Origin of the sequence: Haladaptatus pallidirubidus, assembly GCF_020700235.1 — an archaeon.
GTDB classification, from domain to species: domain Archaea; phylum Halobacteriota; class Halobacteria; order Halobacteriales; family Haladaptataceae; genus Haladaptatus; species Haladaptatus pallidirubidus.
In genome coordinates this window covers 966,475-978,090 of the sequence record NZ_CP085301.1, presented here as the reverse complement: position 1 = coordinate 978,090, position 11,616 = coordinate 966,475, and the positions used below count along the sequence as shown (strand labels likewise).

Sequence of the window (11,616 nt, the reverse complement as noted above, 5' to 3'; positions counted from 1 at the left end):
CACACCGGAACTGCAGCTCACCAATTAACAGCGTCGAAGACGGACTCTAACGAGAAACATCGCTCGACTTTGTCCTATCGTTCATTCGCTTCGAACCCGATAGCTAAGCACATGCCGACCGTCCGAACGAACGACATCGAGACGTACTACGAAGAGCGTGGCGTTGGCCCACCCGTCGTGTTCATTCACGGTGCCATTCTCGACCACGCCCAGTGGGAACTGAAAGTGAGTTTCCTCAGCGACGAGTACAGAACCCTCGCCTACGACGTTCGAGGAGGTGACCGAACTGGCGGCTCGGCCAGAGATACGTACTCAATTGACCTTTTTGCCGACGACCTCGATGCACTCATCACCGGCCTGAACCCGACAATCCTGAGTTCCTCACGACGGCAGTACGGGAATTCCTCGCTCGACACGTTCCTCGTGACACGCAGTAATCGTATCCCGCGTATTAAACCCGCAGAACCAGCGACTGCTGATAAGTTGTAGTACCAGCGACCGCGACCGAACTGATTCGGTTAAAATATCGTTTACTCTTCCGGAACCGCGTCGTCCCGCGAAATCGCAATGTCGAGGTAGGCGCCGGCCTGCTCCGAATGAACGCCGCTGTCCACGAGTTCGCGGTCTTCGTCGTACTGTACGAGTCCGGCCATCGCCAGTTTCGGGAGTTGCGTGTGCTGGAGGGACATATAGACGTTTCTCCGGTGTTCGTCCGAAACGAGGTCGATGGGTTTGTCCATCTCCCACGCCGCGACGGTGTCCACGATATCGGGAAGCGTCAGGGGCGGCTCCTCGCGCCGCAGATAGTGTAGGATGTAGCGACTCCGGCGGGACGCGAGCGCGTCGAAAAGAGCGTCCTGTGAAAGCGAAGGTACGTTAGCACTGGGGCCAGATGGCGACGTAGCGCGTGACGAGCCATCGTCGTCTGTCGTCGGGTCTGCCATGAACTATTTCCACGCTTTCGATGAATGTGACTCTGGTGGTTACCCATTCAGGTCTTTTATACCGATTTAGGCGAGAACAATCAGTCTGCGGAGAGGTCTCCCGACTCGCGGACGTAGTCGGTGAAGTTCTCGAAGACGATTTTCGCTTCACAGGCGGCGATGTAGTTGTCCTCGTTGATGCCGTCCAACACTTGTTGGAGGCGCTCCGTGGACAGGTCTTTGCCGCGTGTGACCTCCTCTGCAGTGTCCATGTCGTACTCGGGGTGGAACTGCACGCCGAACACATCGTCTTTCCTAAAGCCGTGGTTTGAGTAGTCGTTTTCGGCGATGGCCTTCGCACCCGGCGGGAGTTCCGCGACCTCGTCCGAGTGGGTCGTGAAGGCGACAAATCGGGATTCGATGCCGTCGAACAGCGGCGACTTCCCGACATGCTCGACTTCTCGATAGCCGATTTCGTACTCGCCCATGTCGCGGACGTCGCCGCCGAGCACGTCGGCCAGCAGTTGGTGGCCGTAGCAGATGCCGAGCATGGGCATGCCCGATTCGATTGCGACGTCCACCCACTCCTTCAGCGGCGGAATCCACGCTTCGTCCCAGTACACCGACGACCGCGACCCGGAGACGACAGCGGCGTCGAAGTCGAAACTGTCCGGTAGATGACCTTCCGTCACGTCGAACTCGGTGAGTTCCGCATCGAGTTCTCTGCGGAAGTTTCGCCGCGTGTTTTCGTCCCCGTGCGCGGCGTTCAGAAATGCGATTCGGAGCCGACTCATTGAACCATAGTAGCAACCGGAACCAACAAATGAATTTCGCTACCGGGTATTTGGTCTTTTTAAAGGATCGAACGGACGCTTTGCCTCCAATTCCGGTTCTTGTCGAGCACGTTTAATGAACCTCTCTCGAATCCGGGTGTCGTTATGTATCCCGTAACCGCGACGTAGGGATAACCCCCTAGGAGGAGTCCGGTGATCACGAACGTGATACCGACGTTTTCGCGCATCGAATTCGGAGAGAGATACCACGTCCAATCGCGATAGAGGAAATAGACGGTTACGACCGGGAGATAAGCGGAAAGTACAGAGAAGAGAGAACTCAGGCGATGATAATCGTTATCCCCCGAGTGAGTGGGTTTTCCAAACCGACAGTGTCGAACACGGTTTCTATTTCTAACTCTAAATAAAAATTTTACTTTTCTCAAACGGAAAATCTACGCCTGACTAGCCTCCACCGAACCGCGCTCGCAGTTCCGCCCGGTCGAGTTCGCCCGTCGCACGACGGGGAAGCGACGCGACCACTTCGATTGCCCGCGGAACCTCGTGCGGCGCGAGTCGTTCCTCCGCGAACTCTCGCAGTTCGCCCGGCGACGCGTCACCGACGACGACGGCTTTCGGTGCCGCTCCGACGGTTTCCGCGACTCCTTCGATAACGCCCGCCGACCGAACCTCGGAATGCGATTCGAGAACGGTTTCGATTGCCCGGGGATGAATTCGTTTTCCTTCGCTCTCGAACGGTTCGTCGGCGCGCCCGACGAAGACGAATCCGGCGGATTCGTCTTCGTCATCTCCGCCATTTTCGCGCCGGAACAGGTCGCCGGTCGAAACCCATTCGCCGAACCTCTCGCCTCCGAGATAGCCACTCGCAGTGGTCGGCCCGCGAACAAATAATTCGCCCGTTTCGTCCTCGATTCGAACGTCGCAGTCCGGAAACGGATGTGCGGTGCGCTCGTTCTCGGGCGACTCACGAAGGATGTTCAGGCCGGTTTCCGGGCGACCGTACACTCGGACGAATGGCACCGGAAACGCTTCGCGCACATCGGGCGGGACGCGGGCGCGGGTGGTCAGCCAATCGACAGAGGAAAGCGAACCGGGTGAATCTCGATTCGGTTCTCCGTTGGTATCGACCAATCCTCGAAATTCGGTCGGGCCGCCATCGAGACAGGTAATCCCGTGCCGTTCGATTGCCGCCAGTGCGCGTTCCGGATCGAACGCACGCTGAAGGACGACGCACCCACCGACGGTAAGCAGTGGTAAAACGAATCTGAACAGGCAATCGGAAAGCGATAGCGGGAGCAGTGGGAGGGTGCAGTCGGTTCTGCCCAATCCGAATCCCGAAACCGCAGTGATGCAGTTCCATTCGACTGCCCGTCTGGATATGCGGACGACGTTCCCGCCTTCGTCGGTGTTAACGAGGAGGAACGTTTCATCTTTCTCGATTGTCGTTGTTCGGTGGGGGGATTTTGCGCGTGTGGAATCGGTCGCGTCCGCGGTCGATTCCACCGCTACTGTCGGTTCTTCCAGTTCTATCTCCTCGAACGAGTGGGCGTCGAACTGTCTGACGAGGTCGCGCTGTGCCGATTCGAACAGTACGACATCCGGCTTAATTTGCTCCATCGGGCGCGAAACGGTCGCGGGCGTGAGACGATGCGAAACCGGCGCGAACACGCCGCCGACGCGCCACGTGGCGAACAGCAGAACGAGTACTTCGACCCGATTTCGAGAGACGACGGCGACTCGGTCGCCGGAGTCGATGCCCAGTTCGGCCAGTCTGTTTGCGGCGGATTTTACCCGGCGAGCCAGTTCCGCGTAGGTTATTTCCTCGCCTTCCTCGACGACTGCGACTCGATTCCCCCAAAGGTCGGCGCGTCGCTCCAGTGACAGCGACATACCCTCCATTGAACGTGAACTGTGTTAGCAGTTCTGTGTGCTTCTGTGAAAGTCCGAAACTCACTCGAACGTTTCGTCCGCGTTCGCCTCCAGAAATTCCAGCAGTTCGTCGTTAACCTCCTTCGAACGCTCGATGTGAACGAGGTGGGGCGCGCCATCGAACTCCCGCAGGTCGCCTCGCGGCAGTCCGCTCGCCAGTTCCCGACCTGCTTCGACCGGGAAGACTTCATCCTCGGTTCCGTGAAGCACCAACGTCGGGGTCGTAATTTCGAACAGGCTATCGCTCACGTCGAAGCTCTCCACGGCTTCGAACTGCGCGCGCTGAGCGTCGAGCGCGGCGTCGTCTTCTAACCGCCACTCTACGAGGTCTTCCAATCCGGCGTCGAAGGCTTCCTCGCTCACCACCGGACGAAGCGATTCGTGGAGTGCATCCGGCGTTTTCTCGACGAGCAGTCGGTCTCGAACTTTCGGCGAGAGTCGAGACCCATCGGCCGCCGTGCCGATGAGCGTCAGCGTTTTCGCCCGCGAATAATCTGTGGCGTACTGAAGCGCGACCATTCCTCCCAGTCCGGCACCGACGAGATGCGCTTTTCGGCAGTTGTGGTCGGTCAACACCGCATCGAGGTCGCTCACCATCTGCGAAATAGAATACGGCCCGTCCGGGGCGTCGGAGCGCCCGGTTCCGCGGTTGTCCCATACCACCGATTCGAAGGGACCGGCGATGGCGGCGTGTTGCCACCCCCACTGCCATGCGCCGTACCCCGTGTCCTCGATGAACGCGACCGTATCATTGCTCGCCGTTCCATCCGTCTCGTAGTACAGCGAGACGCCGTCGTGTTCCGCAACTGGCATTCTACCGGGACAGTAGGTCGGTCGAGCGTTTTAACTCGTTCATTCTCGTCTTCGGAGTGTACTTGTGTCTGACATGAGACGCGTCGATATTGTGACTGATATGTGTCGGCGGTATCCAGCAACGTGCTCGAAAAACGGTATTACGTTCCCCTCGTCCATTCGTCGCAATTTCCCATTCCACACAAACTTCCTCTCTGCGAGCACATCAAACGCGAGTCAGGAGGCCACGAGGGCTATGGGGCTTCGTGCTGTGTTTCGTGCGAGTATGGAGCACGAAATTACGAATCAACCGGGGTTCGCACAACTCGATATGACGCTGGATACGGGGGAGGTGATTCGAGCCGAAGCGGGGTCGCTGGTCAGCTATTCGGAAGGGGTCAAAATCATGGGGAGTGGAGATGACGAGATTAAATCGCTGAACTACGTTCTCGATGAGAACCACCGTCCCTTTTCGACGGCGTTCACGTCGCAGCGACCCGGTACTGTCACGCTGGCACCGCCGTTTCCGGGCGATATTTTTCACTTTAAACTCCGTGATGAAACGTTGTACGCTCCCTCGCGTTCGTTCCTCGCGGTGGAAGATGCGATCGTGTTCGATGCGGAGTTCAGCCGCGAGGAGACGTTCGTCGAATGCGAGGGTGATTTTCTGCTCACGCTGTCCGGCACCGGCTCGTCGTTTTTGTCGAGTTACGGCGCACTTTCGGTCGTCAGCCTCAATCCCGAGGAAGGGTACGTCGTGGACACGGGTCACGTCGTCGCGTTCGAGGGCGGGGTCGATTTTTCGGTTCGTCGGGTGAGCGGCGCGGGTTCTATCTCCGAAAGCGGTGATGGACTCCTGTGCGAGTTCGAAGGGCCGGGAACCATTTGGACGCAGTCGCGCAGTCCGGCGTCGCTTCTGGCGTGGATGGTCAGGAACCAATCCGGAGGAGGGAGTGAAACGGGTGCCAAGGGCGAATCGGCGAAATAGTACACTGAGCGTGGACGACTCGATTTCTCAAGTCCGTTTTCGACCGTGAACTAAACTTGGCTGGCGATTCCCGTCGATTCCTCGTTCGAGGTCGCCACTGTTTCGAGCTTCCGAGAGCGTTTGCGTCCGCTTTTCGAAAACGTTCGCAATTCGCCCACCCCAGCGAGCATAAAACGACCGTCTACCCGTTTATTCGACACCGATCTCAAATAACGTCTGATGCGCTAGAGATTGTTATCCGGATTAATACTGCCCTACATTTTGAGAAATTATTGCGTGGTATAATTTGACGCGACGACAAGTGGCGGAAATTGCGCCCCGCACGACGCTTATTTAGTGGGAGGTTGAACGAACCAGTATGCGAGAGGATTTTCTCCTACTCAACCCCGGCCCGGTTCCCCTCGCGCGTGAGGTTCGAACCGCGATGAGCGAACCGATGGTTTCGCACCGCTCCTCGGAGTTCGAATCGGTGTACGAGCGCGCACAGAACAGTCTCAATTATATCTTCGAGCGGTCGTCGCTCGACGCAACGCCGACGACGAGCGGCGGTACCAGCCTCATCTTCAACGGAACCGCAACGATGGCGATGGAGGCCGCCGTCGCCAACCTCGCCGGCGAGAGCGACGAGGTCGTCACGGTCGTCAACGGAAAGTTCGGTCGGCGATTCAAGCGAATCGCCGACCGGTACGCGAACGTCACCCCTGTCGAGTTCGATTGGGGACACTCCATCGACCCGGAGACCGTCGCGGAGGCCGTCAGCGACGACACGAAAGTCGTCACGATGATTCACAACGAAACGAGCACCGGACTGCTAAATCCGGTCGCCGAAGTCGGTGAAATCGCCGAGGAGCACGACGCCTGCTTCGTCGTTGACGGCGTCACCTCCCTCGGCGGCGACGAGTTCCTCGTGGACGAATGGAACGTCGACGTCGCGGTTACGGACGCCCAGAAATGCCTCGCGGCCCCGCCGGGAACCAGCGCGATGTACGCCACGCCCCGTGCACAGGAAGCCTTCGACGGCGAGAACGCGCCGTTTTACGAGGATTTAGATTGGCATCTCCGGAAGGCGGATTCCCACCAGACTCCCTTCACGAGCGCCGTCCCGCTGTTTCGCGGCCTCGCGGTCGCAGTCGAGCGGATCGAAGAAGAGGGCATGCCGGAACGAATTTCCCGCCATCGGAGCCAATCGCGGGCGTTCCGCGCCGCGTTCATGGCGATGGGATTGTCGATGTTTCCCGAGCGAAACGACGAATCCGAGTATTCGAACACGCTGACCGCCGTTTCACTTCCCGCGGGCGTCCGCGAGAATCCGGACGATTTCTTCGACGCGGTGACCGACCGCAGTGTCAGCATCAGCGGCGGGCAGGCCCATCTCGGCGGCGAAATCTTCCGCGTGAGCAACATGGGCAATCTCTCGTCGGAGCAGATTCTTCGTGGCGTGCGCGCCATCGGCGAGGCGTTCCACGAGGTCGGAGAAGACGTGGATTTGGAGGCCGGAATGGCAGCGGGGCGAGAACAGTTGCGCTGAATCGGGCGAATCGACAGGTGTACTTACCTGTAATCACGTCGAAATACCCGCTATGGTTCGGGTAGTAGAAGGTGAGGGAACGGATCGGATCGAAGCTATCAGCGACGGCGTCTTCGCCATCGTCTTGACGCTATTGGTGCTCCAGTTCGAGGTGCCGACCGTTCCACCGGCACAAGCAGACAGCCAACTCCCCTCCCAGCTTCTCGAATTCCAGTCGTTACTGTTCAGTTACTTGTTGAGTTTCTTCGCCGTCGGATTGTACTGGGTCATCCATCAGAACATCTTTCAGCAGATAGAGCACCACGACAGAATCCTCCTCTATCTGAACCTGTTGTTCCTGCTCACTATCTCGTTCCTCCCGTTTCCGACGGAATTGGTCGGGACGTACTCGACCCGACTCACGTGGGGGTTGTACGCGACGAACTTCGCACTCGTCGGCGTGACGATGACGGCGACGTGGTGGTACGCCGCGCGGCGCGGTTTTACGACCGAGGAAATCAGCACACATGATGCTTGGTTGATTTCCCTTCGTGGTCTCACCGCTCCCGCCGTCTTCCTGTTTTCGATGCTGGTGAGTGTGGTCAGTCTCAACCTTGCGTACTGGACGCCGCTCCTCATTGTGCCACTTCAAGTGTGGTGGGTGCGAAGATATCGCTCGTTGCAGGACGAACTGTGATTTGTGGAACGAACTCGACTATTTTAGCTCAGACAGTCCCGTCGCCGTGAGAATGGACTGAACTAACAGAACAAGAACGAGCGCGAATGAGAGAAACATCGTCGGTGCGGAGAGATACCGCGCGGTTTCATAGGAAAAGAGGAGTCGTCCGAATCCGAGCAGGAGAAAACTCAGGAGGATGAGGCCGAACGCGCCGAATCCGAGCAGAACGAACGTGCGCTTTTTCATCGGTTTTGTTCGAGTTTCCCGACGCCTATAGCGGTGTCGCTCGCGGGTTCGAAGATGTAGCTGTGCCTGATGTCCGTGTCGTAGAGGACGGTTTCAGTGGGCATCCGCCGGAGTCGCCACAGGAGATACAGGTCGCCGACGGCCCCCGACGTGTTGACCAGCAGGGCGAAATACGCCGCCAATGCAACCGGCATCGGCCCGGCCAGCAGTGGAATCCCGACGAGCGTCATCACAACGAGGGGTGCAACGCCGACCAGCATGTTGTCCCGCCGCGTGACGAACTGGCCGAACGCGGCGGTGTAGAGCGCGGGAATCCGCGGTTCGAATCCATAGGAGACGCGGTAGCCCAGTCGCCGAAAGACGAGGCCGTGAATCGCTTCGTGGACGACCAGCGTGCCGACGAAGACGCCGAGTCCGGCGAACAGCGGGAGAAAATCACGCCCACCGCTGATGCTGATGCTAATCGTGAGTTCGTCCGGTCTGCCCTGAAAGAACCAGAGCAAAAATCCGAATCCGACTGCGGAGACGACGAACACGATGACGGAACAAACCCCGAGCAGAAGCGACGAGTAGCGAAATCGGATCGGCTGACGGTATCCGGTGGGTGTTTCGGGCGGGGTCATACCGACACAAATGCAGTCTGTGACCTTTGCCGTTGCGTGCCAAGCGATAGCCCGGCAGTGTAAGTTGTCGATTCAAAAACGCTTTCTTCGAAAGCCGAAACGATTAGTCGATGACAGACTCCAATACGCCAGAAATTCACCGAAAATTGGACAAAATCGCTCGATTGCTGGCTTTCCTCGTTCTCTTCGAATTTCTCAAGCTGGCCGGGGAACTACTGACGATAACTAGCGTTGGTAATAGTTTCTTCTCCATGCTCTCGCTCGTCATCGTTTTGGTGCTGTTGGCGGGAATCTCGGTCATCATTACGTCGTGATTTCCCGACCGTTTTCCGTCGTTCGAAGCGATTATGATAGGAAAATGACTACCGATAGGTGATGACTGACTCGAATATCGAACGCCTCCAGAAACAACAAAATCTCCTCACGACACTCGTTTTGTTTCTCGTTTTCATCGAACTCGCCGGATTCACATTGCTCTGAACTGGAACTCCATCAGGGCAGTGTAGTCGCCGTCTTCTGCACCGTAATCGCGTGGTTGCTTGCATATCTTTCGTCGTAACCACTCCCATTCGCCACGTGTTAGCACGCTCTGCAAACGTTGCCGTAACTGCTGGTTATAAAATTCTGTAGAAATATGCTTACTACACATGAGCGACGACCAGCCCCGATTCGACACCCGGAGCGTCCACGCGGGGCAGGAGCCTGACCCCACGACAGGGGCGGTTGCTCCGCCCCTCTACCAAACGACATCCTACGCCTTCGAGGACGCCGACCACGCCGCGGAACTGTACGCTCTGGAGGCCAACGGGCACATCTATTCCCGCCTGAGCAACCCGACCGTCGAGATGCTGGAAGAGCGAATCGCCTCGCTCGAAGGCGGCGACGACGCGGTCGCCACCGCCAGCGGGATGGCGGCGCTCGACTCGCTCACGCTCGTCCTCGCGGCGGCTGGCGACAACGTCGTCGTCTCGACCGACACCTACGGCGGGACGACGGCCTACTTCTCGCACACCGCGTCCCGCCGCGGAATCGAGGCTCGATTCGTGGAAACGCTGGAGTACGGGGGCTACGCCGAGGCAATCGACGAGGACACCGCCTTCGTCCACGTCGAAACCATCGGCAATCCGTCGCTCGTCACGCCCGATTTCGAGCGCGTGGCCGAAATCGCACACGACCACGGCGTTCCGCTCGTGGTGGACAACACCTTCGCCACGCCCGCACTCTGTCGTCCCCTCGACCACGGCGCGGACGTGGTCTGGGAGTCCACGACGAAGTGGCTCCACGGAAGCGGAACGACGGTCGGCGGCGTCCTCGTGGACGGGGGTACTTTCGACTGGGACGACTATCCGGAACTGTCCGGCGACAACCCCGCCTACCACGGCATCGACTTCTCGCGGGATTTCTCCGACGCACCGCTCGCCACCGCGGTTCGATTTCGGTCGCTCCGAAGCCTCGGCAACCAGCAGTCTCCCTTCGACGCGTGGCAAACGATCCAAGGGTTGGAAACGCTTCCCCTTCGAATGGCTCGCCACTGCGAAAACGCCGCCATCGTCGCGGAGTATCTCGCAGACCACGACGAGGTGGCGTGGGTCGCCTATCCCGGACTCGAATCCCACGAAACGCACGGAAGTGCAAATCGATATTTACGGGGGGGCTACGGCGGCATGATCGCCTTCGGCCTCGGCGAGTACGAGGCCAGCAAGACGTTCTGCGAGGAGGTCGAACTCGCGTCTTTCCTCGCCAACATCGGCGACGCCAAAACGCTGGTCATCCACCCCGCAAGCACGACGCACGCCCAACTCTCGCCGGAAGAGCAGCAATCGGCCGGCGTAACCCGCGATTTGGTTCGTCTTTCGGTCGGCATCGAAGACCCCGCGGACATCCTCGCCGACCTCGATTCGGCAATCGAGGTGGCCACACGATGACCGTCTCTCTCGGGTCGTTCGAGTTCGAATCCGGCGGGCGGGTTCCGGAGTTGGAGGTCGCCTACGAAACCTACGGCGAACACACCGGAAACAACGCGGTTCTCGTCTGTCACGCCCTCACCGGCAGTCAGCAGGTTCGGGGAATCCCCGACGGCCAAGGAACCGGTTGGTGGAACGATATGGTCGGGCCGGGCAAACCCATCGACACGCGAAAGCGATTCGTCATCTGCGCGAACGTTCCCGGGTCGTGCTACGGAACGACCGGGCCACAGAGCACGAATCCCGAAACGGGCGAACCATACGGATCGAACTTCCCGGCGGTCACCGTCGGCGATTGGACGCGCGCTCAGCGTCGCCTGCTCGACCACCTCGGAATCGGGAGACTTCGGGCGGTGGTCGGCGGAAGCGTTGGTGGCATGAACGCCCTCGAATGGGCGACGCGGTTTCCGAACCGCGTCGAGAAGGTGATTCCAATCGCCACGTCCGCGCGTCTCGACCCGCAACTGCTCGCCCTCTCGGCGGTTTCTCGGCGGGCAATCGTCTCCGACCCGGCGTGGCAGGGCGGCGATTACTACCCCGACCATCCCGATACCGGGTTGGCCCTGGCTCGACAGCTGGGACACGTCACGTACCTTTCGAAGGATTCGATGGCCGAGAAGTTCGGCAGGCGATTCGCCGACTGTCCGCCTCGTGGGTTCGGTGCCGGAGACGATTCGGACGAATCGTCTCCGGCGTTTGCGCCCGACTCCTACCGCGACGTGGAGAGCTATCTCGACTATCAAGCGCGGAAATTCGTCGAACGATTCGACGCGAACAGCTACCTCGCGCTCACGCACGCGATGGAGAATTACGACCTTTCAGCGGGCTACGATTCCGACGCCGGCGCGCTCGCCGAATTCGACGGTGAGGCCCTCGTGCTGTCTATTTCGGGTGACTGGCACTTTACGGTCGGACAGTCGAACCGCCTCGAATCGGCGTTCCGTGATGCGGGCGTCGAAACGACCCATCGCGTCATCGAGAGCGACCACGGACACGACGCTTTTCTCACCGAACCCGAATCGGTCGGGCCGCCGATTCGCCGATTCCTCGAATCCGAAACGGGACGATTCGCGCCGGTTCACGCCAGCCTGTTCGCGCACTGAATCGACTTACAATTACCCCGACTGTAGTCCGTTTTGGCCACCGAACTGATTGTCCTTCCCGTCGTTCA

13 protein-coding genes are annotated in these 11,616 nt (G+C 59.1%); 7 read left to right on the top strand and 6 right to left on the bottom strand.

Translation table 11 applies throughout. The features are described 5' to 3' along the window. Positions 1-111 precede the first annotated feature (111 nt). Entirely contained in the window at positions 112-489 is a 378-nt protein-coding gene (locus LIX15_RS05525) for an alpha/beta fold hydrolase (protein ID WP_227776499.1), read from the top strand. A gap of 41 nt (positions 490-530) precedes the next feature. Here the strand turns inward: LIX15_RS05525 and LIX15_RS05520 are convergent, their stop codons facing one another. The 4 genes from LIX15_RS05520 to LIX15_RS05505 form a co-directional block, all read right to left on the bottom strand. Continuing rightward, entirely contained in the window at positions 531-944 is a 414-nt protein-coding gene (locus LIX15_RS05520) for a DUF7344 domain-containing protein (RefSeq protein ID WP_227776498.1), read from the bottom strand. Between the two features lie 80 nt (positions 945-1,024). Then, the gene (locus LIX15_RS05515; protein ID WP_227776497.1) at positions 1,025-1,717 is read right to left on the bottom strand and encodes a type 1 glutamine amidotransferase; all 693 of its coding nucleotides are present in this window, start codon (positions 1,715-1,717) and stop codon (positions 1,025-1,027) included. Between the two features lie 444 nt (positions 1,718-2,161). After that, on the bottom strand, positions 2,162-3,607 hold the full coding sequence (locus LIX15_RS05510) for a class I adenylate-forming enzyme family protein (protein WP_227776496.1): 1,446 nt from the start codon (positions 3,605-3,607) through the stop codon (positions 2,162-2,164). Between the two features lie 60 nt (positions 3,608-3,667). After that, a complete protein-coding gene (locus LIX15_RS05505; protein ID WP_227776495.1) occupies positions 3,668-4,459 on the bottom strand; it encodes an alpha/beta fold hydrolase in 792 nt (263 codons plus the stop codon). 265 nt (positions 4,460-4,724) lie between these two features. Here LIX15_RS05505 and LIX15_RS05500 point away from each other — a divergent pair, with 265 nt between their 5' ends. The 3 genes from LIX15_RS05500 (at position 4,725) to LIX15_RS05490 (ending at position 7,630) form a co-directional block, all read left to right on the top strand. Next, entirely contained in the window at positions 4,725-5,426 is a 702-nt protein-coding gene (locus tag LIX15_RS05500) for a TIGR00266 family protein (protein ID WP_227776494.1), read from the top strand. Between the two features lie 358 nt (positions 5,427-5,784). Next, positions 5,785-6,954 (top strand): pyridoxal-phosphate-dependent aminotransferase family protein, encoded by a 1,170-nt coding sequence (locus LIX15_RS05495; RefSeq protein WP_227776493.1) that lies wholly within the window; start codon positions 5,785-5,787, stop codon positions 6,952-6,954. A 52-nt stretch (positions 6,955-7,006) separates the two neighbouring features. Then, a complete protein-coding gene (locus tag LIX15_RS05490; RefSeq protein WP_227776492.1) occupies positions 7,007-7,630 on the top strand; it encodes a TMEM175 family protein in 624 nt (207 codons plus the stop codon). A gap of 18 nt (positions 7,631-7,648) precedes the next feature. On the opposite strand, the gene LIX15_RS05485 is transcribed toward LIX15_RS05490, so the two are convergent. Both LIX15_RS05485 and LIX15_RS05480 read right to left on the bottom strand, forming a co-directional pair. Then, positions 7,649-7,858, bottom strand: coding sequence for a hypothetical protein (locus LIX15_RS05485; protein WP_227776491.1), 210 nt, complete (start codon positions 7,856-7,858; stop codon positions 7,649-7,651). Continuing rightward, on the bottom strand, positions 7,855-8,481 hold the full coding sequence (locus LIX15_RS05480; RefSeq protein ID WP_227776490.1) for a DUF3267 domain-containing protein: 627 nt from the start codon (positions 8,479-8,481) through the stop codon (positions 7,855-7,857). Before LIX15_RS05480 ends, LIX15_RS05485 begins: the two co-directional genes overlap by 4 nt. Before the next feature lie 110 nt (positions 8,482-8,591). Between LIX15_RS05480 and LIX15_RS05475 the strand changes: the two genes are divergently transcribed. The 3 genes from LIX15_RS05475 to metX all read left to right on the top strand — a co-directional run bounded on the left by LIX15_RS05475 (position 8,592) and on the right by metX (position 11,548). Then, positions 8,592-8,795 (top strand): hypothetical protein, encoded by a 204-nt coding sequence (locus LIX15_RS05475; protein WP_227776489.1) that lies wholly within the window; start codon positions 8,592-8,594, stop codon positions 8,793-8,795. Between the two features lie 333 nt (positions 8,796-9,128). Beyond that, positions 9,129-10,406, top strand: a complete 1,278-nt coding sequence (locus tag LIX15_RS05470; RefSeq protein ID WP_227776488.1) for an O-acetylhomoserine aminocarboxypropyltransferase/cysteine synthase family protein — start codon at positions 9,129-9,131, stop codon at positions 10,404-10,406. Beyond that, a complete protein-coding gene (metX, locus tag LIX15_RS05465; RefSeq protein ID WP_227776487.1) occupies positions 10,403-11,548 on the top strand; it encodes a homoserine O-acetyltransferase MetX in 1,146 nt (381 codons plus the stop codon). The genes LIX15_RS05470 and metX overlap by 4 nt, the downstream gene beginning before the upstream one ends. Positions 11,549-11,616: the final 68 nt, after the last annotated feature.